General features: G+C 57.5%; 24 protein-coding genes. 7 read left to right on the top strand and 17 right to left on the bottom strand.

The features are described 5' to 3' along the window. Positions 1-3 precede the first annotated feature (3 nt). Positions 4-387 (top strand): nuclear transport factor 2 family protein, encoded by a 384-nt coding sequence (locus hmeg3_RS04990; protein WP_094562762.1) that lies wholly within the window; start codon positions 4-6, stop codon positions 385-387. Between the two features lie 16 nt (positions 388-403). On the opposite strand, the gene cheD is transcribed toward hmeg3_RS04990, so the two are convergent. The 3 genes from cheD to gcvA all read right to left on the bottom strand — a co-directional run bounded on the left by cheD (position 404) and on the right by gcvA (position 3404). Next, positions 404-1006, bottom strand: coding sequence for a chemoreceptor glutamine deamidase CheD (gene cheD, locus hmeg3_RS04985; protein WP_094562761.1), 603 nt, complete (start codon positions 1004-1006; stop codon positions 404-406). Positions 1007-1375: 369 nt separating this feature from the next. Further along, complete coding sequence (locus hmeg3_RS04980; RefSeq protein ID WP_094562760.1) at positions 1376-2452, bottom strand: fumarylacetoacetate hydrolase family protein; 1077 nt, start codon at positions 2450-2452, stop codon at positions 1376-1378. A gap of 37 nt (positions 2453-2489) precedes the next feature. Beyond that, on the bottom strand, positions 2490-3404 hold the full coding sequence (gene gcvA, locus hmeg3_RS04975) for a transcriptional regulator GcvA (protein WP_094562759.1): 915 nt from the start codon (positions 3402-3404) through the stop codon (positions 2490-2492). A gap of 144 nt (positions 3405-3548) precedes the next feature. Between gcvA and hmeg3_RS04970 the strand changes: the two genes are divergently transcribed. Next, a complete protein-coding gene (locus tag hmeg3_RS04970; protein ID WP_094562758.1) occupies positions 3549-4013 on the top strand; it encodes a RidA family protein in 465 nt (154 codons plus the stop codon). Positions 4014-4110: 97 nt separating this feature from the next. Here the strand turns inward: hmeg3_RS04970 and hmeg3_RS04965 are convergent, their stop codons facing one another. The 4 genes from hmeg3_RS04965 to ugpB form a co-directional block, all read right to left on the bottom strand. After that, positions 4111-5181: a sn-glycerol-3-phosphate import ATP-binding protein UgpC gene (locus hmeg3_RS04965; RefSeq protein WP_094562757.1), complete on the bottom strand. Its 1071-nt coding sequence runs from the start codon at positions 5179-5181 to the stop codon at positions 4111-4113. A gap of 4 nt (positions 5182-5185) precedes the next feature. After that, entirely contained in the window at positions 5186-6037 is an 852-nt protein-coding gene (ugpE, locus tag hmeg3_RS04960) for a sn-glycerol-3-phosphate ABC transporter permease UgpE (RefSeq protein WP_094562756.1), read from the bottom strand. Between the two features lie 36 nt (positions 6038-6073). Beyond that, the gene (gene ugpA, locus hmeg3_RS04955) at positions 6074-6958 is read right to left on the bottom strand and encodes a sn-glycerol-3-phosphate ABC transporter permease UgpA (RefSeq protein WP_050479974.1); all 885 of its coding nucleotides are present in this window, start codon (positions 6956-6958) and stop codon (positions 6074-6076) included. Positions 6959-7146: 188 nt separating this feature from the next. Next, on the bottom strand, positions 7147-8454 hold the full coding sequence (gene ugpB / locus hmeg3_RS04950; protein ID WP_094562755.1) for a sn-glycerol-3-phosphate ABC transporter substrate-binding protein UgpB: 1308 nt from the start codon (positions 8452-8454) through the stop codon (positions 7147-7149). Between the two features lie 286 nt (positions 8455-8740). On the opposite strand from ugpB, the gene ubiA reads away from it, so the two are divergent. Then, the gene (ubiA, locus tag hmeg3_RS04945; RefSeq protein ID WP_094562754.1) at positions 8741-9607 is read left to right on the top strand and encodes a 4-hydroxybenzoate octaprenyltransferase; all 867 of its coding nucleotides are present in this window, start codon (positions 8741-8743) and stop codon (positions 9605-9607) included. Positions 9608-9673: 66 nt separating this feature from the next. Here ubiA and hmeg3_RS04940 read toward each other — a convergent pair whose 3' ends face one another. The 3 genes from hmeg3_RS04940 to hmeg3_RS04930 are packed head-to-tail and all read right to left on the bottom strand — an operon-like array spanning position 9674 to position 11976. Further along, positions 9674-10411, bottom strand: a complete 738-nt coding sequence (locus hmeg3_RS04940) for a peptidoglycan DD-metalloendopeptidase family protein (RefSeq protein WP_369828857.1) — start codon at positions 10409-10411, stop codon at positions 9674-9676. Positions 10412-10418: 7 nt separating this feature from the next. Then, on the bottom strand, positions 10419-11234 hold the full coding sequence (gene proC, locus hmeg3_RS04935) for a pyrroline-5-carboxylate reductase (protein ID WP_094562753.1): 816 nt from the start codon (positions 11232-11234) through the stop codon (positions 10419-10421). Positions 11235-11277: 43 nt separating this feature from the next. Then, complete coding sequence (locus tag hmeg3_RS04930) at positions 11278-11976, bottom strand: YggS family pyridoxal phosphate-dependent enzyme (protein WP_094562752.1); 699 nt, start codon at positions 11974-11976, stop codon at positions 11278-11280. A gap of 51 nt (positions 11977-12027) precedes the next feature. Here hmeg3_RS04930 and hmeg3_RS04925 point away from each other — a divergent pair, with 51 nt between their 5' ends. Beyond that, positions 12028-13068, top strand: a complete 1041-nt coding sequence (locus hmeg3_RS04925; RefSeq protein ID WP_094562751.1) for a type IV pilus twitching motility protein PilT — start codon at positions 12028-12030, stop codon at positions 13066-13068. Between the two features lie 62 nt (positions 13069-13130). Further along, positions 13131-13616, top strand: a complete 486-nt coding sequence (locus tag hmeg3_RS04920; protein WP_094566141.1) for a glutathione peroxidase — start codon at positions 13131-13133, stop codon at positions 13614-13616. Positions 13617-13622: 6 nt separating this feature from the next. Here hmeg3_RS04920 and hmeg3_RS04915 read toward each other — a convergent pair whose 3' ends face one another. The 3 genes from hmeg3_RS04915 to hmeg3_RS04905 all read right to left on the bottom strand — a co-directional run bounded on the left by hmeg3_RS04915 (position 13623) and on the right by hmeg3_RS04905 (position 16889). Further along, a complete protein-coding gene (locus hmeg3_RS04915; RefSeq protein WP_094562750.1) occupies positions 13623-14267 on the bottom strand; it encodes a glutathione S-transferase in 645 nt (214 codons plus the stop codon). Positions 14268-14564: 297 nt separating this feature from the next. After that, positions 14565-15581 (bottom strand): ketol-acid reductoisomerase, encoded by a 1017-nt coding sequence (gene ilvC / locus hmeg3_RS04910; RefSeq protein ID WP_094562749.1) that lies wholly within the window; start codon positions 15579-15581, stop codon positions 14565-14567. 168 nt (positions 15582-15749) lie between these two features. Then, positions 15750-16889: a sigma-54-dependent Fis family transcriptional regulator gene (locus hmeg3_RS04905; RefSeq protein WP_094562748.1), complete on the bottom strand. Its 1140-nt coding sequence runs from the start codon at positions 16887-16889 to the stop codon at positions 15750-15752. 215 nt (positions 16890-17104) lie between these two features. Between hmeg3_RS04905 and hmeg3_RS04900 the strand changes: the two genes are divergently transcribed. After that, the gene (locus tag hmeg3_RS04900) at positions 17105-18010 is read left to right on the top strand and encodes a LysR family transcriptional regulator (protein ID WP_094562747.1); all 906 of its coding nucleotides are present in this window, start codon (positions 17105-17107) and stop codon (positions 18008-18010) included. A gap of 9 nt (positions 18011-18019) precedes the next feature. Here the strand turns inward: hmeg3_RS04900 and hmeg3_RS04895 are convergent, their stop codons facing one another. The 4 genes from hmeg3_RS04895 to hmeg3_RS04880 form a co-directional block, all read right to left on the bottom strand. Next, positions 18020-18817 carry an SDR family NAD(P)-dependent oxidoreductase gene (locus tag hmeg3_RS04895; RefSeq protein ID WP_094562746.1) on the bottom strand — a complete coding sequence of 266 codons (798 nt, stop codon included), beginning with the start codon at positions 18815-18817 and terminating at the stop codon, positions 18020-18022. Positions 18818-18829: 12 nt separating this feature from the next. Further along, on the bottom strand, positions 18830-19600 hold the full coding sequence (locus hmeg3_RS04890) for an SDR family NAD(P)-dependent oxidoreductase (RefSeq protein WP_094562745.1): 771 nt from the start codon (positions 19598-19600) through the stop codon (positions 18830-18832). A gap of 72 nt (positions 19601-19672) precedes the next feature. After that, positions 19673-21559: a TRAP transporter large permease subunit gene (locus hmeg3_RS04885; RefSeq protein WP_094566140.1), complete on the bottom strand. Its 1887-nt coding sequence runs from the start codon at positions 21557-21559 to the stop codon at positions 19673-19675. Positions 21560-21571: 12 nt separating this feature from the next. Further along, a complete protein-coding gene (locus tag hmeg3_RS04880; protein ID WP_094562744.1) occupies positions 21572-22609 on the bottom strand; it encodes a TRAP transporter substrate-binding protein in 1038 nt (345 codons plus the stop codon). A 489-nt stretch (positions 22610-23098) separates the two neighbouring features. Between hmeg3_RS04880 and hmeg3_RS04875 the strand changes: the two genes are divergently transcribed. Further along, on the top strand, positions 23099-24286 hold the full coding sequence (locus hmeg3_RS04875; protein ID WP_094562743.1) for an acetyl-CoA acetyltransferase: 1188 nt from the start codon (positions 23099-23101) through the stop codon (positions 24284-24286). Positions 24287-24359 lie beyond the last annotated feature (73 nt).

Genomic DNA, 24359 nt, shown 5'->3' with positions numbered 1-24359 from the left:
CTGATGCCAAGCAAAGACACGCTGGAAAAGTTTATCGCTCGCGTCGAAGCGAATGCGCATATTGAGGCGGTGGAAGAGTTCTACGCCGAAGACTCCACCATGCAGGAAAACGGCAACCCGCCGCGCTTTGGCCGCGATGCCCACGTTGCCAACGAACGCAAGGTCATGGCGCGTGTCAGGAACCTGAAGTCAAAATGCGTACGGCCGGTGTTTGTCGAAGGCGACAAAGTGGTGATTCGATGGATCTTCCGCTTTGAATGGCAAGACGGCACCGTCACCCACATGGAAGAGCTGGCCTATCAGCGCTGGGAAGGTGAACGCATCGCCGAAGAAACTTTCTTCTACGACCCGGCGCAACGCGTGCCGCTCGTAGAAGAAAAGTATTGAGGAAGTTTCCTACTGATTAAAATAAGTCGATATCACCGCCGACTGGCTTCTTCGCCAGTTTGCCGGCGTAATCGCGTTCTTTCATCTCCAGTGCCGGATCGGCGGACTTCAGTTTTTTGACCAGTACCTTGCCGGAACGCGGGAAGTAATGCACCTTGCGTGGCCAGATGTCGTTCAGATCTTCGGCGACCACGCGAATGCCTTCGGTGCGCAGATAGCTCCTGACAAAGGCTGCATTGCGCTCGCCGACATTGATCGCATTGAATCCGCGCAACACGGCGCCGCCGCCAAATACCTTCGACTCGAGATTCTCGCGCTTGGCGCCGGCCTTGAGGACTTCATTGATCAGGATTTCCATGGCGTAAGTGCCATAGCGCATCGAGGATGAAATCGGGCTGTCGGCGTCATTGCCGCCATCCGGCAGCATGAAATGGTTCATCCCGCCGATGCCGCTGACGCGATCGCGAATGCACGCCGACACGCACGATCCCAGTACCGTTACGATCATCATGTCATGATGCGTGTAATAGTATTCGCCAGGAAGAATTTTTGCCGTATCGCAATTGAAATTGCGGTCATGGTAGACATGGGAAGCGAACTGCTCGATATTTGCGTTCATCGTTTTTCCTGTTCCGGCGTGGGGCACCGTTCGTTGTCTTAGGGTGACATCTTATTGAGTATGTTGAAATGATTTTATGCAGTCCCACGCATTGCCGATATAGGGGAATCCCCTAGAAACCCCGATACATTGACGCCAACATCAGGCCCGGAGCGGAATCAGAGCAAGCGGACACAGAAAGTTTGCCGCCGCGAAACAGGAACAATTTGCCACAATGGCAATACGCAATTTTCCGTGCGGCATTATTTATCCTCTTGCCGATGGTGTTACGGATTTCAGGCGACCGCAGCGTTTGCTTTGCGTCAAAGAAAACGGCCCGGCATTGTTATCCATGCCGGGCCGTTTCTTCTACCGCACAATCTCTTATCTCTACACTTCCGATCTGATCGGATTGCGAATAATGCCGACACCGGTAATTTCGGTTTCCAGCAGGTCGCCCGGTTTCAGGAATTCCGGCGGTGTGCGCGCAAAGCCAACACCCGATGGCGTGCCGGTCGCGATGATATCGCCCGGCTCCAGCGTCATGCCGCGTGACAGCTCGGCGATGATGCGTGGGATTTTGAAGTACATCTGCTTGTAGCCGGCATTCTGTTTTTCTACGCCGTTGACGCGGCAGATCACGCGCACGTCGTCGAGCTGCACGCCCGCTGCGGTGACGATCCACGGCCCCATCGGCCCGTGTCCATCCAGGCTCTTGCCCTTGAACCATTGTCCGCCGTGGCGCTTCTGCTGGACTTCGCGCGAGGTGGTGTCGTTGTAGGCGGCATAGCCGAAGACGTAATCCATCGCCTTGTCTTCCGGGATATTGCGTCCGCGCTGACCGATGACGACGGCGAGTTCGGCTTCCCAGTCGGTCGTGTTGGAGTTGGTGATGTCATGCGGAATCGGATCGAAGGGTCCGTTCATCGTATGCGTAGCCTTGGTGAAAAACACCGGATGATCGGGCAGCTTTTGCACCGCCTTGTCGGCGCGCGCATTCTTGCCTTCTTCGAAGTGGTCGAGGTAGTTCCAGCCGACGCAATAAATATTGCGGTCAGGGCGAGGTATCGGTGACATCAGCGTGACCTGGCTGACATTGGGCAAACCGGATTGCTGAGCCGCACGATCCACCACTGCTTTCACCTGCGCAAATCCCGCGTTGCCGCTGGCAACCAATGCCAGCATTGACGAGGCGTCAAACACTAGCGTCACGTTCTGACGCTGTGCTTCGCTTTTGAGATCCACCACGCGGCCATCGTCCAGCACGGCGATGACCGTTGGTGCGCCGGAGCTGCCCAACCGTGCCGTGGCCAGACGCATGCCGATTTTTCCGGCCAGCGGCGTGACTACCAACGCTTGCTGGCCATTATTTACGGTCTGCGCCTGCGTCAGATTTTGTCCCATCAACACGCTGCCGACTGCTGCCGATGCACCGGCCTTGATCCAATTGCGACGGTTCTTGTCCATCTTTGTCTCCTCTTTTTTAGTGGCTTATTTGTGCAACTTATTTTCCGGTCAACTCCTTCCAGAATTGCCGGTCTTTTTCAAACGCCTGCAATAACCAATGGGAAAAGGCGGCGACGTTGCCATCGGTCTCACCTTCCTGCGGATACACCAGCCAGTAAGCGTGCTTGTTTTGCCTGAACGTCAGATTCTGCGCCAGCGGCACGATCAGGCGTTGCTGCTGCAAGGCATGTGCTACCAGCGAAGAACGCGCCAGCGCCACACCCTGCCCGGCGATAGCGGCATCGACGGCAGCGCTCTCCTGATTGAAGATAATGCCGCCACCGGCCACAACCGGCTCGCCCTGTTCCACGAACCAATCCGTCCAGCCTTGACGGTCATTCACGTGCAACAAACTGGCATTGGCGATTTCCTTCACTGACCGGAAGGCGATAAGAGAAGGTGCACAGACAGGCAGCAAGAATTCGTCACCCAGCCGCGTGCACGACAAGCCAGACCATGGGCCTTCGCCGTAGCGAATGGCGACATCGATTTCTTCACGGATGAAGTTGGTGTGGCGCTCGCTCTGATCCAGACGCAATTCCATCTCCGGATATTGCGCGGTGAATTCGCCCAGACGCGGCACCAGCCATTTGGCGGCGAAATTGGGAGACGTGGAAATCGCCAGATGCTGCCGGTCTGTTTGCGCGTACAAGCTGCGGGTGCCGCTTTCGATACGGTCGAAGGCATCGCCGATGACCTCCAGATAGCGTTGCCCGGCTTGCGTCAATCGCAGCTGATTGGACAAGCGTTCGAACAGAGTCACGCCGAGTTCATCTTCCAGCGCCTTGACCTGATGACTGATGGCGCCGGCGGTGACGTTGAGCTCTTCTCCCGCCAGCGTAAAACGCTGATGCCGCGCCGATGCCTCGAAGGCACGCAGGGCATTGAGCGACGGCAGTTTGCGAACGGTCATCGTGACGAAGCAAAAAAGGTAAGCAAGGTGACAAGAAAAAAATTAAGGCCAGCCTGAGAAAAGATGCTTTGCCTCGGCGGCACAAGGAAATTTATTATAGACCTCAACGCTGGCAACCGCCCCGCACTTCCCCAAGGAGCCTCAATGAATCTGGAACAACGTCTTACCGAACTTGCCATCACCCTGCCTGCCTCCGCCGCTCCCGGCGCGCAATATGCTCCCGGCGTTGTACATCAGGGGCTGGCCTGGATTGCCGGCCAGCTGCCACGCGACGGCGATCGTGTACTGGTATCCGGCAAGCTGGGCCGCGAGGTCAGTATCGAGGATGCAAAGATGGGCGCGCGTGCCGCGCTGATCCGCGCACTGGCCGCCTTGCGCGACACCGTCGGCGATCTCCGGGGCATCGACAAGATCCTGCGCCTGAATGTCTACGTCAACAGCACTGAGGATTTCAGCCAGCAAAGCGCCGTAGCCGACGGCGCGTCATCGCTGATTTATGAATTGTTCGGCCCCGAACAAGGTCGTCACGCTCGCACCAGCGTCGGTGTCGCGCAATTGCCACGCAATGCGGCGGTGGAATTGGATATTGTGGTGGCGTTGGAAGGCTGACATCCAGGCACCGTGGTCATGCAGATTAAAAAAGCCGGCAGATGAGTGCCGGCTTTTTTGATTGCAAGGTATCGACGTTTGATGCCTGGTCGAAACCCTAGTCGATACGGTGCGTGGTTTGCGGATCGAACCAGTGCAACAGATTGGCATCGAAACCAGCGGTGACCGATTGGCCCATCGCCACGTCGGTGCCTGCGGCACAACGAATCACCATGGACTGACCGCCGCAACGTGTATGCACCAGCAACTCGGCGCCCAACGCTTCGACCAGCTCCACCTGCATGTTCAGACCGGGACGTCCCAGATGCAGATGTTCCGGACGAATGCCGAGGATGCGCGCGCCGCCGCCGATGTTCTTCGATGCCGGCAGTTCGACCGTCGAACCGTCGTCAAAGGTGAAGCGTGCACCGTCGTCGCTGAGCTTGCCGTTGAGCAGATTCATCGGCGGCGAGCCGATAAAGCTGGCGACGAAGGTGGTGGCAGGCTTGCCGTAGACTTCCGCCGGCGTGCCGATCTGTTCTGCACGCCCCTTGTTCATGACGATCATGCGCTGACCCAATGTCATCGCTTCGACCTGGTCATGCGTCACGTACAGGCTGGTGGTGCGCAAGGAAGCGTGCAGCTTCTGGATTTCCAGACGCATTTGCACGCGCAGCTTGGCGTCGAGGTTCGACAGCGGTTCGTCGAACAGGAACACCGCCGGCTTGCGCACAATCGCGCGACCCATCGCCACACGCTGACGCTGACCGCCGGACAGTTGACGGGGTGTGCGTTCCAGCAGTGCGCCCAGCTCCAGAATCTCTGCCGCACGTTGTACGCGGGTGTCAATTTCGGCTTTCGGCAAGCCCTGGATCTTGAGGCCGTAGGCCATGTTTTCGTACACACTCATGTGCGGATACAACGCGTAGTTCTGGAACACCATCGCGATGTCACGCTCTTTCGGCTCCAGATTGTTGACCACGCGATCGCCGATCATGATGTCGCCGGAGCTGATCTCTTCCAGTCCCGCGACCATGCGCAACAGCGTCGACTTGCCGCAGCCGGACGGACCGACCATGACGATGAATTCGCCGTCGGCGATATCGATGTCGATGCCGTGGATGACGTCGACTGCTTTCGGTGCTTTGCCGTAGGTCTTCTTGACCTGTTTCAGATGAATTTTCGCCATGTCTCTATTTCTCGGAATCGACCAAACCTTTAACAAACCACTTTTGCATGACTACGACGACCAGCCCTGGCGGCAACATTGCCAGGATCATCGTTGCCATCACCATATTCCATTCCACTGCCGAATCACCACCCGAAATCAGCGTCTTGATACCGATGCCGATCGGGTACATGGTTTGTTCGGTAGCGATCATCAGCGGCCAGAGATACTGGTTCCAGCCGTAGATGAACATGATCACGAACAGCGCAATCACGTTGGTGCGCGACAGCGGCCACAGTACGTCTTTCAGGAAGCGCAGCGGTCCCGCGCCATCGATACGCGCAGCCTCCGCCAACTCATCCGGCACCGTCAAAAAGAATTGCCGGAACAGGAAAGTTGCCGTCGCCGAAGCAATCAGCGGCACCGTCAGACCGGCATAGCTGTTGAGCATGCCGAAATCCGACACCACCTGATAGGTCGGCGTGATACGCACCTCCACCGGCAACATCAACGTGACAAAAATCATCCAGAAGAATAAATTGCGGCCCTTGAAACGGAAGTAGACCATCGCAAATGCGGACAACATGGAGATCGAAATCTTGCCGATCGCGATCACCAGCGCCGTCACCAGGCTGACCCACAACATGCGCGACACCGGTGGCGACGACACGTTGCCGGAAGCGCCTTGCGTCAACACGGTTTTATAGTTGGCGACCATTTCCGTACCGGGCATCAGCGACAGCGGCGACATGGCCGACTGCTCGGCGGTCTGGGTGCTGGCGATGAAAGCGACGTACAACGGGAAGATCACGATGATCGCGCCGATGATCAGCACCAGATGGCTGATCGCGTCGAGAATGGGGCGGCGTTCTATCATGCTGTCGCTCCCTTCAGGATAAAATGCAATGAAGACTTAGGCATATTGCACCTTCTTTTCTACATACTTGAACTGCACCACGGTCAACAGGATCACGATCACCATCAGCACCACCGATTGCGCCGCGGCGCTGCCGAGATCGCCGCCTTTGAAGCCGTCGCTGAAGACCTTGTAGACCAGAATTTCCGTATCCTTGCCCGGACCGCCGTGCGTCGTCGCTTCGACAATCGCAAACGTGTCGAAGAACGCGTACACGATATTGACCACCATCAGGAAGAAGGTCGTCGGCGAGATCATCGGGAAGATGATCGTGAAGAAGCGCTTGACCGGACCGGCGCCATCAATGGCTGCGGCTTCGATCAGCGATTTCGGAATCGATTGCAGACCGGCGAGGAAGAACAGGAAGTTGTAGCTGATCTGCTTCCAGATCGCTGCAATAACGATCAGGGTCATCGCCTGATTGCCGTTGACCATGTAGTTCCAGTTGATGCCGAGCCAGGCCAGCACGTGCGAGATGAGACCCAGCGATGGGCTCAGCAGGAACATCCACAGCACGCCGACCACCACTGGCGAAACCGCGTACGGCCAGATCAGGAAAGTCTTGTAGATGGCAGCGCCCTTGACGACGCGATCAGCGAACACCGCCAGAATCAGCGACAGCACCATACCGCCTACCGCCACCAGCACGGAGAAAATCGCCGTGGTCTGGAAGGCTGCCAGATAAGTCGGATCGCCGAACAAGGCGGCAAAGTTGTCGAACCAGACGAATTCGGAATAACCGCCGAAGGCGTCCTGCAACAGCACCGACTGGTACAAGGCCTGCACTGCAGGCCAGAAGAAAAACAATATCGTGATCAGGATCTGCGGTGCGACAAGCGCATACGGCAGCCATGATGATGTGAAGCGAGCGCGTTTTTCCACGATAGCTTGTGTCCTATAAACGAGGCGGCGTCAGAATTATTGAGAACGTTTACATCCGCATCAACAAATTTTCTGAGCAACTAGAAAATACATCGCCCCGGCGCTGGCCGGGGCTGAGTCTCTTGCTATCGTCATTTCTGAGATCTGCATCTCGGCCGGAGCCGGAGATGCAGTTCAGATGACTGTTTTTACTTATTGGCTTTTTCGAAACGTGCGAGCAATTCATCACCGCGTTTGGCGGCGCTGTCGAGCGCATCCTTCGGTGTCTTCTTGCCAGTCCAGACGTTTTCCAACTCTTCGTCAATCACGGTACGGATCTGTGCATAGTTGCCCAGACGGATACCGCGCGATTTGTCGGTGGTCTTGACGATCATCTGCTTCACTGCGACATCGGTGCCTGGATTGCGCTCATAGAAACCGGACTTCTGAGTGATTTCGTAAGCAGCCTTGGTCACTGGCAGGTAGCCGGTTTCCTGATGCCACTTGGCTTGCACTTCCGGCTTGGACAGATAAGTGAAGAACTTGGCTACGCCCTTGTACTCGTCTGCTTTCTTGCCGCCCATGACCCACAGCGATGCGCCGCCGATGATGGTGTTTTGCGGTGCGCCTGCAACGTCGCTGTAGTAAGGCAGCGGTGCCACGCCGAACTTGAACTTGGCGTTCTTGCGGATATCGGCATAAGCGGACGACGAACCGGTGATGATTGCGCATTCGCCGGCGTTGAACTTGGCGTTGGCTTCATCCTTGCGGCCTGCGTAGATGAAGTAGCCTTGCTTGGCCCAGTTGGACATGTTTTCGATGTGGCGCACTTGCAGTGGGCCATTGATCTTCAGACGCGCATCGAGGCCGCCGAAACCGTTGCTCTTGGATGCGGTCTCGGTGTTGTGCCATGCCGCGAACGATTCCAGATGCACCCACGATTGCCATGTGGTGGTGTAAGGACAAGTCACGCCGCTGGCCTTCATCTTGGCAGCCATACCGACAAACTCTTGCCATGTTGCCGGCGGCTTGTTCGGATCCAGACCGGCCTTGGCGAACAGGTCCTTGTTATAGAACATGATCGTGGTCGAGCTGTTGAACGGGAAGGACATCATGCCCTTCGCGGTCGAGTAGTAACCGGAGACCGCAGGCACGTAGGCGCTTTGGTCAAACTTCTCGCCGGCTTGCTGCATGACTTCGTAGACCGGTTTGATCGCGCCCTTGGAGTACACCATGGTCGCTGTGCCGACTTCAAAAATCTGCAGAATGTTTGGCGCATTGCCTGCACGGTAGGCAGCAATGGCGGCGGCCATCGATTCGTCGTAAGTCCCCTTGTAGACGGGAGTCACTTTGTAATCAGACTGGCTCTTGTTGAATTCGTCAGCCATGGTATTGACACGTTCGCCGAGGGCGCCGGTCATGGAGTGCCACCAGGCGATGTCGGTAACCGCATAGGCGGAAGTTGTCATTGTCGCCATCAACGCCGTAGCGGCAAAGGCTTTCAGATGGTGTTTCATTAGGGTAATCCTCCCGAAAAAAGGTGACCGATGTTATCAAGTCATTGTGACTGTCTCGTTACACCGGTCGTACATTAACGTCTAATTTCCCCAATCGCAAATAATTTCGCCTTTTTGATCAAAAATTCATACCCATTGTTACATTTGTTCATTTTGAGTGAAATTGAATGAGAAAAAGTTCTGCCGAATTCTGTCTGCATTGTCAGAAATCCCGGCTTATCCGGCGCCTCTGAACGCGGCCATTGCCCACCATTTATAATGGCGCTTTTCTTCACGCCTGCCCGACATGAATCAGCTGAATCAGCGCCTCAATCTCTATTTTCGATTGATCCGCCTGCACAAACCCATCGGCATCCTGCTCCTGCTGTGGCCGACATTGATGGCGGTCTGGCTGGCGTCGGATGGCCATCCTGACTGGCGCATCGTGGCGATCTTTACAGTAGGCACGATCCTGATGCGGTCGGCAGGTTGTGCAATCAACGACTACGCTGACCGCGACTTTGACAAGCACGTCAAGCGCACCGTTGACCGCCCGCTGACCGCCGGCAAGATTAAAGGATGGGAAGCGGTCATGGTGGCGGCAGTTCTGGCCTTGATTTCTTTCCTGCTGATCCTCCCGCTGAACGGTCTCACCAAGCAATTGTCCGTCGCGGCCTTGATCGTGGCCAGCAGCTATCCCTACTTCAAACGCTTCTTTGCCATTCCGCAGGCTTATCTGGGCATTGCATTCGGTTTCGGCATTCCAATGGGATTTGCGGCAGTGCAGGACTCGGTTCCGATGGCCGCCTGGTTGATGCTGATTGGCAATATCTTCTGGGCCGTCGCCTATGACACCGAATACGCGATGGTGGACAGGGACGATGACATCAAGCTGGGCATGAAGACTTCAGCCATCACCTTCGGCCGGTTTGACGTACTGGCGGTGATGCTGTGCTATGTCGCGGCACTGGGAATTTTCTGGGCGGTCGGCTGGCAATACGGTTTGCGCACCTGGTTCAGCCTCGGCATGCTGGTTGCTGCCGGTTGCGCTGTGTATCACTATCGCCTGATCCATGAGCGCGACCGCACCGGCTGCTTCGCTGCATTCATGCACAACAACTGGCTGGGTGCTGCGATGTTTGCCGGGGTGGCGCTGGACTACGCTTTACGCTAAAAGCTATTTGCGATCTTGCCGCCTTGTTGGATAGCTGCCGGATCGCAAACAGATGTTAAGTACGCCTCAGCCGTGTGGCTTCGGTAACAGCGGCGTCGGATTGATCGGCTTACCGTTGCTGCGAATCTCGAAGTACAGCTTGACTGTACTGCTGTCGGTGTCACCCATCTCGGCGATCTGCTGACCGCGATTAACGGTCTGTCCTTCCTTGACCATGATCGATTTGTTGTGGGCGTAGACCGACAACAAAGTGCGGCTGTGCCGGATGATGATCATGTTGCCGTAACCGCGAATACCGCGCCCTGCATAAGTCACCTTGCCGGCTTCGGCAGCCCAGATCGGCTGGCTGCTGGTGCCAAGGATATCGATGCCCTTCAGATTGCGGTCGGTGGTTGGCGTGAGTTTTCCCTGCGCCGGCCACATCCAGTTCAGGCGTTCCGCCTCCGCAACGGAAGGAGCTGCCGTCGCTGGTGGTGCGGCATCCTTTTTCGCTTCGGCGGCTCTGCGTTCGCGCACTGCCGCCGACGCGGTCGCACCCGACTCGGTCGAATGCGCGGGACGAGCGCGTGAAATCGGCGCGCCCGATGGCGGAGGCCGGATGCGCAGCACTTGACCGACTTCAATGTCGTCTTTGTCGGAAATTTTGTTCCACGCTGCCAGGTCGCGATAGTTTTGGCCAAAAGAACGGCCCAGTCCGATCAGCGTATCGCCTCTTCTGACTGTATAAAAATCACCATCCGCTTGCGGGGCACCTGCGCAGGCTGTCAGCAGCACTGCGAGAAAAACACAACTGTATCGACGCACGTTCAGACTAATCCTTACCAAACTCCTCCCCCAATTCCTTCCCTCTCGCAGCGGCGGCTTTGACGGCCGTGATGATGCGCTGCTTGACCCCATCGTTTTCCATGCTGGTGAGCGCAGCATAGGTGGTGCCGCCCTTCGACGTCACGCGTTCGCGCAACAGCGACAGCGGTTCCGGCGAGCGAATCGCCAGTTCGACAGAACCTGCAAACGTCGCTTTTGCCAGTTCGACACCTTGCTCGGCGGTGAGACCCAGTTCCAGCGCCGCCTGCTGCATGGCTTCCATGAAATAGAACACGTAGGCCGGGCCGCTGCCCGATACCGCAGTCACCGGATCGATCAGGTCTTCGCTGTCGAGCCACATGGTCGTGCCTGCGGCGCGCAGGATAGCATCCGCGGCGGCGCGTTGCTCGGCACTCACGCCTGCCATGGCGACCATGCCGGTGATGCCCTTGCCGATCAGCGCCGGCGTATTCGGCATGGCGCGCACGATGGCCTGATGATCACCGAGCCAGCGCGACAGATCGGCACTGCGGATACCAGCAGCGATCGACAATACCAATTGTGTCCCGATGAAAGACTTGAGATTGTCGGCCACCTGGCGCATCTGTTGCGGCTTGACGGCCAGCACGATGACGTCGCATTGCGTGAGCGCGTCATCCATTTGCAATGCCGTGGTGACGCCGAAACGCTGATTGAGTGTTTGCAGCGATTCCGGATTCAGATCAATGACATGGATATTCTTGCCGTCCGTCAGTTTGCCTGCGAGACCGCCGATCAATGCAGTGGCCATGTTGCCGCCGCCAATGAAACCTATCTTCAACATATGTTCTCTTCCTGTCGATAACTACGGATAACTCTGAATCTGCTTATGTCTGACGCTGGCCAAAAATCGCCGTGCCGACGCGCACGATACTAGCGCCTTCGGCGATGGCGGCATCCATGTCTGCGGACATGCCCATCGATAGCGTGTCGCATGCGATGCTGCTTTCGATCAACAAGTCCGACAATTCGCGCAAACGCCGGAACGCTGCTCGCTGTTCTTCTTCCACTTCCGTCGGCGCCGGGATCGCCATCAGTCCGCGCAAGCGCAGCCCGGGCATGGCGGCAACCGCCCGCGCCACCGGCAACAACTCGTCCGGCGACAAGCCGCTCTTGCTGTCTTCGGCGCTGATATTCACTTGCAGGCAAATGTTGAGCGGGGGCAGTTGCGAAGGACGCTGTTCCGACAGGCGGCGCGCGATTTTTTCGCGATCGACCGAATGCACCCAATCAAAATGTTCTGCGATCTGGCGCGTCTTGTTGCTCTGGATCGGTCCGATGAAATGCCATTCGACAGCCGCCTCGGGCGCGGCCAGCTTCAAGGCGTCGATCTTGTCGAGCGCTTCCTGGACGTAATTTTCCCCGAACGCGGTCTGTCCGGCGCGCACCGCTTCCAAAACAGAAGAAACGTCAAAAAACTTCGATACGGCCAACAGCTGGATTTCTTGCGGATCGCGGCCTGCGGCATGCGCGGCGGCGGCAATGCGAGAGTTAACAACTTGCAACTGTTTTGCGATTGACGACATAATTCTTCGGTTCAGGGAGGGACAACGCTGTTTTTGTGTAAGAGATTATAAATGGACATTCCCGGCCTGCTCGCCTTTTCGGTCAAGAATCGCGCTTCCGACCTGCATCTTTCCACCGGCTTGCCGCCCATGCTGCGCATCCATGGCGACATGCGGCGCATCAATCTGCCGGCATTGCAGACTGATGATCTGGGCAATATGCTCGACGCCATCATGACGCCTGTGCAAGCGGAGACGTGGCGGCGTGATCTGGAATGCGATTTCGCCATCGACATTGCCGGACTGGCGCGCTTCCGCATCAACGCCTTCCATCAGTCGCGCGGCGCGGCGGCCGTTATCCGCACCATCCCGCAGGCGATTCCTACGCTCGCCGAGCTTGGCGCACCGCCGATACTGAGCGACCTGGCGCTGCGTCGGCAAGGTCTGATTCTGGTCACCGGCCCCACCGGCTCGGGCAAGTCGACCACGCTGGCAGCCATGATCCGGCATATCAACACGCATCGCCCGGCGCACGTGCTGACCATAGAGGACCCCATAGAATTCGTTCACACGTCTGACAAAAGCCTGATCAACCAGCGTGCCGTAGGCGCCCATACCCGCTCGTTCGCCAATGCATTGCGCTCGGCCTTGCGTGAGGATCCTGACGTCATCCTGGTCGGCGAACTGCGCGATCTCGACACCATCCGGCTCGCGCTGACCGCGGCAGAAACCGGCCATCTGGTATTGGCTACCCTGCATACCTCTTCCGCTGCCAAAAGTATCGATCGCATCGTCGATGTCTTTCCCGGAGAAGAAAAAGAGATGGTGCGCAGCATGCTGTCCGAGTCGTTAAGTGCGGTTGTTTCGCAAGTCCTGCTGAAAACCAGGGCAGGAGACAGCCGCATCGCCGCGCACGAAATCATGCTGGGCACGCCCGCCATCCGCAACCTGATTCGCGAAGGAAAAATCGCGCAAATGACGTCGGTCATGCAGACTTCTGCAGCTGCAGGCATGCAGACGCTTGATCACTGCCTCGCCGAATTACTGCGCAAGGAATTGATCACGCCGGAGACGGCGCGCGCAACCGCCCGCAATCCGGATCAGTTCGCGTAGGATCTACCTCCCGTCCATGGGCTATCATGGGCGTCATTATTTCTTACCTCGACGAGACCATCATGCCCACCATCTACGACTTCCAGCCCGCCCTGTCCGACAACACACCGGCCTCGCTGGAGCAATACCGCGGCAAAGTTGTCCTGATCGTCAACACCGCCAGCAAATGCGGATTCACACCGCAATATCAGGGCCTGGAAAAGATCTATCGCGAGTTCAAGGAAAAAGGCGTTGAAGTACTCGGCTTCCCCTGCAATCAGTTCGGCAGCCAGGAACCGGGAACGGCAGAAGAGATCGGCGCATTTTGCGAGAAGAACTACGGCGTCAGCTTTCCATTGTTCGCCAAGATCGATGTCAACGGCGACAAGGCTGATCCGCTGTTCACTTACATCAAGACCGAAGCACCCGGTCTGCTGGGCAGCAAGGCCATCAAATGGAATTTCACCAAATTCCTGGTGCGCAAAAACGGCACCGTCTTCAAACGCTATGCGCCGGCCACCAAGCCGGAAGACATGGTGGCCGACATTGAAAAACTGCTGGCTGAATAAGCCTGCTCAATGCAGATTGCAAGTGCCGTCGCCATAAGGCGCGGCGACAAATTCCGGCAATGATTCAGCTGCCTTCGACAAGGCTGCCAACGCAGGATAATCGGCGGCCGGCACCACATCGGCGACCAGTTGCTGACTGAAGAACCAGGCCACCGCCGTCGTCAGCGTGGCCTGATCGATAGTCGCGCTGGTCACACTGGTCTCGACTTGAGGCCGCTTGGCAAACTCCTCTTCCAACGCTTTGTACGCTTCCAGCAATTGGCCGGACACACGTGTCAGCCAGGGCTGGTGCAACTTCTCGGCCGGACGCAATTTGTGTTCATAGACAATTTGCACGCTCTTCTCACATGCCGTCATTGCCAGCCCGATGATGCGCAACGCGCGCTGCAATTCACCCAGATCGTTCGGCAGCAAACTGCGCTTCTTCTGTGGAAATGCTTCGGCGTATTGTGTAATCAGTATCGAATCCATCAGCACCATCCCATCGTCGCAGATGAGCGACGGTGCCTTCACCAGCGGATTGATTTCACGAAAACGGTCGAAGGTGCTGAACACAGAAATCGATTGATGTTCGAACGGCAGCCCAAGCAATTGCAGGGAAATCGCGGCGCGGCGAACATAAGGGGAATCAAGCATGCCGATCAGTTGCACTGGTGTCTCCTTGGTGAATGGAACGGGGACCTAGATGGTCTCGGGTCGTAAACATACCGCGAAATGAAAAAGGACGCCAAAGCGTCCTTTTCTTCAACCAACCGCATCACCTACCTGCGTCGTCCCAGCGGACGCTGGGCCCCAGTGATGCCTGCGATCGCGGTCCGGAGTCGAATTAGTTCTTCGATTGATCAACCAGCTTGTTGGCTTTGATCCACGGCAGGCAGGAAGGGAATTCGCAAAGCACTGCTTTGCGCCGTCCTGTGATGATGCCTGCGATCGCGGTCCGGAGTCGAATTAGTTCTTCGACTGGTCCACAAGCTTGTTGGCCTTGATCCACGGCATCATCGCACGCAGCTTTTCACCAACGATTTCGATCTGGTGTTCAGCGTTGATGCGACGGCGCGACAGCAATGTAGGTGCGCCTGCCTTGTTTTCCAGAATGAAGCTCTTGGCGTATTCGCCGGTCTGGATGTCGGTCAGCACTTGCTTCATCACATTCTTGCTCTCTTCGTTGATGATGCGTGGGCCGGTGACGTATTCGCCGTATTCCGCATTGTTGGAGATCGAGTAGTTCATGTTGGCGATGCCGCCTTCGTAGATCAGGTCGACGATCAGTTTCAGTTCGTGCAGGCATTCGAAGTACGCCATTTCTGGTGCATAACCGGCTTCCACCAGTGTTTCGAAACCAGCCTTGATCAGTTCGACAGTACCGCCGCACAGAACCGCTTGTTCGCCGAACAGGTCGGTTTCGGTTTCTTCGCGGAAGTTGGTTTCGATGATGCCGGCACGGCCGCCGCCGTTGGCGGTGGCGTACGACAAGGCGACGTCACGGGCTGTGCCGGACTTGTCCTGATACACAGCGATCAGGTGCGGCACGCCGCCACCTTGAGTGTAAGTCGAACGCACGGTGTGGCCCGGAGCCTTCGGCGCGATCATGATGATGTCCAGATCGGCGCGCGGCACGACTTGGCCATAGTGGATGTTGAAGCCATGTGCGAAGGCGACTGTCGCGCCTTGCTTGGCGTGCGGTGCAACGTTTTCTGCATAGACCTGGCCGATGTTTTCATCCGGCAGCAGGATCATGATGACGTCGGCGCCCTTGACCGCTTCGTTGACTTCGGCAACGTTCAGGCCGGCGTTCTTGGCCTTGTTCCACGATGCGCCGTCTTTACGCAGCGCAACGGTGACTTTACAGCCGGAGTCATTCAGATTTTGTGCGTGCGCGTGGCCTTGCGAACCGTAACCGATGATGGTCACGTTCTTGTTCTTGATCAGGGACAGGTCTGCGTCTTTGTCGTAAAAAACTTTCATATTCTTCCTAAATCTTCCTCAATGATGGAGCGGAGCTCTTCTCTGTTGTAATGGGACTCACTGCCTGAGAACGGCAAGGACAGCCGCCTTACGCCGTGACTGGGCATAAAGCGTCAGCGACTGTAGAGGCAGCGAGAATTTCAGTCAAGCGGCGTATCGGGCACCCTGTCAAGCTGCATAAGAAGCAAGATGCGCCGGCATCGCCTGGTCACGCACATGTGGAATATCCAGCTGGCGCAATTTGCGATATAGCGAGGCGCGGCACATTCCCAATTGCCGTGAGGCGGCGGAAATGTTCCAGCGGCTGCCGACCAACGCGTCGATAACGCGCATGCGCTCATCCCCGAGCGGGCCGCCTGATTGGCGAGGAAGGATGTCGGCAACACCGGCTTGTGGCACGATGCTGCGCATGTTGGACACTGAGTTCGAGGCTGAGACCGTATTCAACCCCTCAAAATGATTGGATGCAGGAGCCGATGGTGCAAACGACTCCATCAGCTCTTCCGGTAAATCGGCGACCTCAATGCGATCGCCATTCATCACGGCGCAGCAGTAGCGCACCACGGCATGCATCTGGCGCAGATTTCCCGGCCACGGATAAGCCAGCATCTGCTGCAAGGCCTGCGGCGCTATGATGCGCTCGTCAATGTGCTGGCCCGACATTTCGTCGGCGATCATCTGGATGATCAGCGCGCGCTTGTCGGCGCGCGTGCGCAGCGACGGCAAGCGCAATACGCCGCCGGCGATGCGGTAATACAAATCTTCGCGGAAGCGGCCTTGCGCCACCAGCGTCTTCAAGTCCTGATGCGTGGCACAGATCAGATGCACATCGACCGGCACCGGATGCGCCGCGCCCAATGGAATGACTTCACGCTCCGACAGCACGCGCAGCAAACGCGTCTGCAACGAGAATGGCATGTCGCCGATTTCATCCAGGAACAACGTGCCACCATCGGCCTGCTGCACCTTGCCTTTCATGCCGCCGGGCAGCGCGCCCGAGAAAGCACCCTTGCAGTAGCCGAACAACTCACTTTCGGCCAGGCTCTCCGGAATCGACGCACAATTCACCGCCACCCAATTGGCGGCGCGGCGTTCGCTGTAGGCGTGCAACGCACGCGACAGGTATTCCTTGCCGGTGCCGGTTTCGCCGAGAATCAGAATGGGGATGTTCTTGTCGATCAGGCGCTTGCCGCGCGCAATCAGGTCTTGCATCTGCGGATCGCCGCCACAGAGTTCATCGAGTGAGCGATAGCGTGCGCTATTGACATATCTGCGCGCCGTAGCGAGGTCTACCGTTTGTGTCGGCATGATTTGTCTCCTGTCTATGAACTGCTTTTTCTTATGTGGCGTCTGTCTGGCTTATGGCCGATTGCGCCTTTTGAAATCTCTTCTCAGCCAGCTAAAACAAGTAGGATTTCTATGAGTTAGTCGCAAGTAAGCTAACTCTGCGGCAAAGAATAGCCAGCTTATCTGATAACTTCCAATACAATATAGGCATGCAACTAATACCTTAAAGGTATCAAATGATCGAACTGCGCCACCTGAGCTATTTCCGCACCGTAGCAGAAACACTCCATTTCGGACGTGCCGCCGAGCTGCTGCATATCTCGCAACCGCCGCTCACACGGCAGATTGCGGCGCTGGAGAAAGAGCTCGGCGTGCAATTGTTCGACCGCAGCAAACGCAGCGTGCAACTGACCGAAGCGGGAAAACATTTCTACCGGGATACTGCTGAAATTTTTCATGCACTGGAGCGGGCCAAGCGCAATGCCGTCAGTACCGGGGCCGGCAAGAGCGGCGCGCTGCTGGTCGGCTTCATGATGTCGACGGCCTATAACATCCTGCCGTCGGTGACGCGCTATTATTCGGCCAACTATCCGGAGGTGGACATGCGTCTGACCGAGCATGTACCTAACTTGTTGGCCGTGGATATCAAAGAAGGAAAACGTGATGTAGGGATCATGTATCGCCCCGAAGATTGCAGTGGGCTGGATAGCCGCACGATCTTTTCCGAACCATTGGTGGCGGTATTGCCAAAGAACCATCGATTGGCTACACGTGAAAAGATTTCAGCCAGAGATCTGGCGGACGACCCCTTTGTCAGCATTCCGCGCGCGATTGCACCGGTGGTCTATGACCTGATCGTCAACTGCTGCCAGGCCTCGGGCTTCCGCCCGCGTATCAAGCTGGAAGCCAATCTGCAGCAGACCATCGTCAATCTGGTCGGCGAAGGTCTGGGTGTGGCGATGGTGCCGAATTCGATGCAGGCCATGCATCTGGAAACCACGGTTTTTAAACCGCTGGTTGACGCCCCCGTGGTGGAAGTCGCGGTGATCTGGAACAAGGATAATCGTAATCCCTGCATCCAGACCTTTGTCGAAACGGCGGAAGAAGTCTGGGCTGCCTTGCGCCGCGGACAGACTACCTGACCGACTCCCTTATACGCACTTGAGACTCAGCCCCCCGTCAACAATCAGATCCACGCCGGTCACATAACGCGCCGCATCCGAGGCTAAAAATAATGCCGCATGCGCCACGTCCCACGCGTCGCCCATGTGCCCCATCGGGCATTGCGCGTGACGCTTGCGGCGCATCTCTTCGATGTCGCCGCCGTAGGATGCCTTCAGCGGTTCGCGAATCATCGGCGTGTCCATCAGTCCCGGCAAGACACAGTTGGCGCGGATGCCGAGCGGTGCATATTGCATCGCAATGTTTTTGGTCAGCGCCAGCATCGCCGCCTTGGATGCCGAATACGCCACATACGGAAAGCCAACCCAGCGAATCGCCGCCAGCGACGAGATGTTGACGATGGCGCCCTTCTTCTGTTTTTCCATCACCGGCAAGACGTGCTTGCAGGTCATGAAGACGCTGGTCTGGTTGATGGCGATGACGCGGTTCCAGCTTTCTTCGCTGGCCTCGACCGGGCCACCGGTTTCGGCAATGCCGACGTTGTTGTGCAAGACGTCGATGCGGCCGAAATGATCGAGCGCGGCTTGCACCATGGCTTCGATATCCGGCGTCTTCGACACGTCGACGGCGACCACTTCACAAACGCCGCCTTCGCTGCGGATCAGATCTGCGGTGACCTGCGCCGCTTCCAGATTGCGGTCGACTGCCAGTACGCGCGCGCCTTCACGCGCATACAGCACGGCTGCGGCCTTGCCGTTACCCCAGCCTTCACCCACCGAACCCGCGCCGCTGACGACGACAACTTTATCTTCCATTGCACGTGCCATGATGCGCTCCGATCAGATGTCGAGGATGCCGGCGGCCACAAAACCACCGTCCACCGGCACCACGTGACCGGTGATGTAGGAAGAATCGTCAGCTGCCAGGAAAGACACTGCGGCGGCGATTTCATCGGTGCTTCCATAGCGATGCATGGGCACGCCGGCAGTGAAGCTCTTGCGCGTTTCAGGCGAATGCACGGCTTGCGTCAACGGCGTGTCGACCGGGCCCGGTGCGACGCTGTTGACAGTGACGCCAAAGCCGGCGAGTTCGATGGCCATCTGCTTGGTCAAACCGATGACGGCGGCTTTCGACGTGCCGTAAGCCGTGCGTCCGGTGCCGGCGCGAATGCCGGACACGGATGAAATATTGACGATGCGGCCCCACTTCTTTTGCACCATCATGCGTGCCGCATGCTGGCCGCAGAGCAGGACGCCGGTGACGTTGATGTTCATCGTCATCAGCCAGTTGTCGAGCGGGTAGTCGAGAAAGGGAAAGGTCTTGGCGACACCAGCGTTATTGACCAGCACGTCGCAGCGGCCATAGTCTTTTTCGACGTTGGCGAAAGCGGCGGCGATGGAGTCGGCCTTGCTGACGTCCATTGCCAACGGAGCTGCCTTGCCGCCATCGGCAATGATCTTGTCGGCAGTTGCTTTGGCCGCCTCCAGATTGATGTCCGAGACCAGGACGGTGTAGCCGTCACGCGCCAGACGGTGGGAAATTGCGGCGCCAATACCCATGGCTCCGCCCGTCACGAGCGCCACGCGGGCGCCGCTATCATTTTGGTTCATGTTGTCTCCGTGAGGATGGCGGCTTGCGGAGGAAAGGTGCAAGCCGCCGTTTTCAGATTTTGTTTTTGTTAATCAGTGTTCAAGAAAGCCGATGGAAATCCATGGCACCGCAGCCACCACCAGCAAGGCCACCACGAGCGCCGCCAGATAACTCCAGACCCGGTTGAAGACCTTGTCCGGCGATACCTTGCCGATCGCGCAGGCGGCATAGAAGCCGACGCCGAACGGCGGTGCAAACAAGCCGATACCCATCGCCAGAATCACAACCATCGCGTAGTGCACGTCATGGATGCCGAGTGAACGGGCCACCGGAAACAGCAGCGGCCCGAACAGCACAATCGCCGGGATGCCTTCCAGGATGCTGCCCAGCACGATGAAGATCACAATAGTGATCAGCAGGAAACCAAACCCGCCACCGGGTACGCCTTGCATCAGCGCCACCAGCTTGGCCGAGAAGCCCGACTGCGTCAGTGCCCACGCCATCGAGGTCGCCATGCCGATGATCAGCAGAATGGCCCCCGACAAGGTCGCCGCTTCCACCAGCATCGGATAGATGCGTTTGAAGTCGATGTGCTTCATGAAGGCATGCATGATCAGACCGACAATGATCGTGTAGGCCACACCGATGGTTGCCACTTCGGTTGCCGTTGCCACACCTTCAATCACCGCCACGCGAATCAGCATCGGCAAGGCCAGTGCAGGAATCGCCGCAATGAGGGTTTTACCGATCACGCCGATGCTGGCGCGCTTCACATTCGGCATCGGTTCACGACGGGCGCGGAACCAGCAGATGACGCCGATGGCAATCGTCGCAATCACCGCCGGCATCAAACCGCCGATGAACAAAGCCGTGATCGACACGCTGCATACCGCACCGATGGTGATCAGCACCAGACTAGGTGGAATGGTTTCGGTCATGGCGCCGGAGGACGACAGCAAGGCCACCAGTTCTTCCGGCTTGGAACCGCGCTTCTTCATTTCCGGGAACAGCGCCGGGGCAATTGCCGCCATGTCAGCCGCCTTGGAGCCGGAGATGCCGGAGACGAGGAACATTGCCCCCAGCAAGACGTATTGCAGACCACCTCGGACGTGACCCAGCAAGGCCGCCATGAAATCAATCAAGGTACGTGCGAGACCGCTGATTTCCAGCAAGGAACCGAGCAAGACGAACAATGGCACCGACAGCAGGATAAGGCTGGACATGCCCTCGTCCATGCGGCTCACCACAATCATCATCGGCGCGCCGGTGGCAATCGTCAGATACGCCATGGTGGCCGTACCGAAGGCAAACGCAATCGGAATCCCGCCAGCCACACAGACACCGATCAGCAAGACGAAGAACACGATCAGGTTGTAGTTGCCCATTGCCAGCAAAGCAGGCTTGGCGATCCACAGCACAGCGCCGATCACCGCAACAACCGCCACGGCGGAAAGCACCTGCCTGACGCTGGAGCGACTGGCCATGCGTGCAATCGCCGCCAGGAACATCAGGATCGCGCCGACCGGCAAGGCCGCCGCACGCAAGCCGTCTGGAATTTCCAGTGCCGGTGTCGTGATCGCCATCTGTTCCGACGCATGATCGACGGCAGGATGAATGATCATCAGCACGAAGATACAGACGATCAATGCGGCCACGGTTTCAAACCAGATACGCCATTTGTCCGAAAGCCGGTTGACGATGGCGGTCAGGCGCATGTGTTCGCCACGATCCAGGGCCAGCACCGCACCCAGCATCGACAGCCAGATGAACAGCGTCGAAGCCAGTTCATCGGACCAGATCAGCGGATCGTGCAATGCATAGCGATAGATCACGCCGGCCAGCAGCACCGCGGTTTCCACCACCACCAGTGCTGCGGCAACGGCGGCGACAACGTGCATCACGCCGCGATTGACGCCCGCCAGCAGACGCGCCAGCGGGTTGCTCGGCGCCGATGCAGAAGGCATTCTCACTTCGGTCATCGCCGCTTCCATTTACGCCAACTTTCCGGTGTATTTCTCCAACAGCGCCCAAGGTTCGTCGCCGAACTTCTTGTGCCACTCGGCGTAGAAACCAGCGCTGCGCAGCTTGGCACGGAAGGCTTCATTGTCGGTGTCGTTGAAGGCCAGACCCTTGCCCTTCATTTCGGTCGCCAGCGAATCGTTCAGCGCCTTGACGTCGGCGCGTTGCTTCATGCCGGCTTCGTTGACGTTACGCGTGACGATTTCTTGCAGGTCTTTCGGCAGACGCTCGAAGGACTTCTTGTTGGCGAGGAACCAGAAACCATCCCACATGTGATTGGTCATCGAGCAGAATTTCTGCACTTCGTACAGCTTGGCGGTCGAAATGATCGCCATTGGATTTTCCTGGCCTTCGACGATCTTGGTCTGCAGCGCCGAATACACTTCGGCGAAGTTGATGCTGGCCGGCGCCGCATCGAAGGCGCGGAACATCGATGTCCACAGCGGGCTTGGCGGCACGCGCAGCTTCATGCCCTTGAGGTCTTCCGGCTTGTTGATCGGACGGGTGCTGTTGGTGATCTGGCGGTAGCCGTTGTCCCAGATTTTTTCAAAGGCGAAGACGGTCGACTTGGCATCAATCTGCTTGCGCACGTGCGCGCCCAGCTCGCCGTCCAGTGCAGCCCAGACCTGGTTGTAATCCTTGAAGGCAAAACCGACGCCGCTGATCTGCGCAGCCGGCACCAGTGTGCCGAGGATCAGCGGAGACAGCGTGAAGAAGTCGACCGCACCTGCGCGCACCTGGCCCAGCGTGTCGGTATCGTTGCCGAGCTGGTTGTTCGGATACACCTGGAAGTCGATGCGGCCCTTGGATTCGGTCGCGATCTTGGCGGCCATCTCTTTGGCGCGCACATTCATCGGGTGAGTTGCCGGCAGGTTGTTGGCGTACTTCAGCGTGAACTCAGCAGCGGCAAATGCCTGGGTCGATATCATGCCGGTGGCAGCAGCGGCCGAGGCAACGGAAACAGTCTTCAAAAAACGACGGCGAGTGATGCTGGCAGTTGGGTTACCCATCTGTTTGTCTCCTGATTTTAGTTTTGGTTAATTTATGTTGCCGATACTAGTAACGACTAATTCAGCACTGCATATGCGTCCTAGAGCAATTTGGATGCCAAGTCGTCAAACTGTCTTCTTCAACTTGCACGCCCCTCCCTGAAGTCGGCATTGCAAGTACATTCTCTGCGATAAACGCCCGATTCGACAAGGGATGAAGCGGTATATCGCGTGTTTATTTTCCTGCGACACCTGTCGCATGCCTTATACAGTTGGCATACAACTGTCATCGGTTCAGCCAGCATATTCATCCCGCAGCGCAGCAAATTAAAATCTGCTCGCGGCGTGCTATGTTTACCGCCATCACGGCCTGCAAAGCGCTTCATCGCGGGCCAACCACGCCCGGCCGACACCATAAAAATCAACGCAAGCGAGACAGCGGCGGGCTAAAAAAATCGTGGCATCGTTTTTGCATATTGCTGTTCCAACACACTCTTTTCAGGAATCCACATGACTGCGCATTTAACTGCATCCTCACCCTGCATCACCGGCTGGAACCATTCCCAATTCGGCAAACTGGACGGCATCGATCCGGAAGCGCTGATCGGGCAAGTCGCCAAAGCCGCCATCGAACACGCCGGGCTGACACCGGAAGATATCGGCTCCATCCATATCGGCACCTTCAACGGCGGTTTTCTGTATCAGGACTTTCCCTCGTCACTGGTCTTCAACACCTTGCCCGCCTTGCGTTTCAAACCGGCCGTGCGCGTTGAGAATGCCTGCGCTACCGGCTCCGCTGCAATCCACTCCGGCATGCAATCGATCCTGTCCGGCCAGGCCAAACATGCACTGGTGATCGGCTTTGAAAAGATGACCGAACTGGCCACGCCGCAAGTCGGCGAAGTGCTGCTCAAGTGCTGCTACGCCAAGGAAGAGGCCGGCATCCCCGGCGGCTTTGCCGGCGTGTTCGGCAAGATTGCACAAGCCTACTTTGAACGCTACGGCGATCAGTCGGATGCGCTGGCCGCTATTGCCGCCAAGAATCACAAAAACGGCATGAGCAATCCTTACGCACACATGCGCAAGGATTTTGGTTTCGACTTCTGCCGCAATGTGTCGGAAAAGAATCCCTTCGTCGCCGGTCCGCTGAAACGCACCGACTGCTCGCTGATCTCCGATGGCGCCGCCGCGCTGGTGCTGAGCGCAGCCGACGTCGCCAAGACCATGGAGCGCGCCGTGACCTTCCGCGCCGCCGTGCACGTCAACGATTTCCTGCCGCTGTCGCGCCGTGATCCGACACGCTTCGAAGCCGGCACACTGGCCTGGCAGCAAGCGTTGAAACAAGCCGATCTGAAACTGCTGGATCTGTCGCTGGTGGAAACCCACGACTGCTTCACTATTGCTGAGTTGCTGGAATATGAAGCGATGGGTCTGGCTGAGCCGGGTCAAGGCGCACGCGCGATTCTCGATGGCGTGACCGCCAAGAACGGCCGCCTGCCGATCAATCCTTCCGGCGGCTTGAAATCCAAGGGCCATCCGGTCGGCGCAACCGGCGTGTCGATGCACGTGATGGCGGCGATGCAAGCCAGCCACGATGCGGGCGACATGCAGATTCCGAATGCGCGCTATGCGGGCGTATTCAACATGGGTGGCGCTGCGGTGGCAAATTACGTGAGCATTCTGGAACGCGTGCATTGATAGTTTTTCCGTGGACCCGGCATTGCCCGGGACCGCGGCAGCAGCAACTGAAGTAAAGACCCACATAAAAAAT

The sequence above is a fragment of the Herbaspirillum sp. meg3 genome (assembly GCF_002257565.1).
GTDB lineage: Bacteria > Pseudomonadota > Gammaproteobacteria > Burkholderiales > Burkholderiaceae_D > Herbaspirillum.
The sequence above is the reverse complement of the archived record's forward strand: the minus strand, read 5'-3'. Positions and strand labels throughout refer to the sequence as shown.

Coding starts and splice junctions, on each gene's coding strand:
- hmeg3_RS04990 (WP_094562762.1), top strand. CDS start 4: ATGCCAAGCAAAGACACGCTGGAAAAGTTTATCGCTCGCGTCGAAGCG.
- cheD (WP_094562761.1), bottom strand. CDS start 1,006: ATGAACGCAAATATCGAGCAGTTCGCTTCCCATGTCTACCATGACCGC.
- hmeg3_RS04980 (WP_094562760.1), bottom strand. CDS start 2,452: ATGGACAAGAACCGTCGCAATTGGATCAAGGCCGGTGCATCGGCAGCA.
- gcvA (WP_094562759.1), bottom strand. CDS start 3,404: ATGACCGTTCGCAAACTGCCGTCGCTCAATGCCCTGCGTGCCTTCGAG.
- hmeg3_RS04970 (WP_094562758.1), top strand. CDS start 3,549: ATGAATCTGGAACAACGTCTTACCGAACTTGCCATCACCCTGCCTGCC.
- hmeg3_RS04965 (WP_094562757.1), bottom strand. CDS start 5,181: ATGGCGAAAATTCATCTGAAACAGGTCAAGAAGACCTACGGCAAAGCA.
- ugpE (WP_094562756.1), bottom strand. CDS start 6,037: ATGATAGAACGCCGCCCCATTCTCGACGCGATCAGCCATCTGGTGCTG.
- ugpB (WP_094562755.1), bottom strand. CDS start 8,454: ATGAAACACCATCTGAAAGCCTTTGCCGCTACGGCGTTGATGGCGACA.
- ubiA (WP_094562754.1), top strand. CDS start 8,741: ATGAATCAGCTGAATCAGCGCCTCAATCTCTATTTTCGATTGATCCGC.
- proC (WP_094562753.1), bottom strand. CDS start 11,234: ATGTTGAAGATAGGTTTCATTGGCGGCGGCAACATGGCCACTGCATTG.
- hmeg3_RS04930 (WP_094562752.1), bottom strand. CDS start 11,976: ATGTCGTCAATCGCAAAACAGTTGCAAGTTGTTAACTCTCGCATTGCC.
- hmeg3_RS04925 (WP_094562751.1), top strand. CDS start 12,028: ATGGACATTCCCGGCCTGCTCGCCTTTTCGGTCAAGAATCGCGCTTCC.
- hmeg3_RS04920 (WP_094566141.1), top strand. CDS start 13,131: ATGCCCACCATCTACGACTTCCAGCCCGCCCTGTCCGACAACACACCG.
- ilvC (WP_094562749.1), bottom strand. CDS start 15,581: ATGAAAGTTTTTTACGACAAAGACGCAGACCTGTCCCTGATCAAGAAC.
- hmeg3_RS04905 (WP_094562748.1), bottom strand. CDS start 16,889: ATGCCGACACAAACGGTAGACCTCGCTACGGCGCGCAGATATGTCAAT.
- hmeg3_RS04900 (WP_094562747.1), top strand. CDS start 17,105: ATGATCGAACTGCGCCACCTGAGCTATTTCCGCACCGTAGCAGAAACA.
- hmeg3_RS04895 (WP_094562746.1), bottom strand. CDS start 18,817: ATGGCACGTGCAATGGAAGATAAAGTTGTCGTCGTCAGCGGCGCGGGT.
- hmeg3_RS04890 (WP_094562745.1), bottom strand. CDS start 19,600: ATGAACCAAAATGATAGCGGCGCCCGCGTGGCGCTCGTGACGGGCGGA.
- hmeg3_RS04885 (WP_094566140.1), bottom strand. CDS start 21,559: ATGACCGAAGTGAGAATGCCTTCTGCATCGGCGCCGAGCAACCCGCTG.
- hmeg3_RS04880 (WP_094562744.1), bottom strand. CDS start 22,609: ATGGGTAACCCAACTGCCAGCATCACTCGCCGTCGTTTTTTGAAGACT.
- hmeg3_RS04875 (WP_094562743.1), top strand. CDS start 23,099: ATGACTGCGCATTTAACTGCATCCTCACCCTGCATCACCGGCTGGAAC.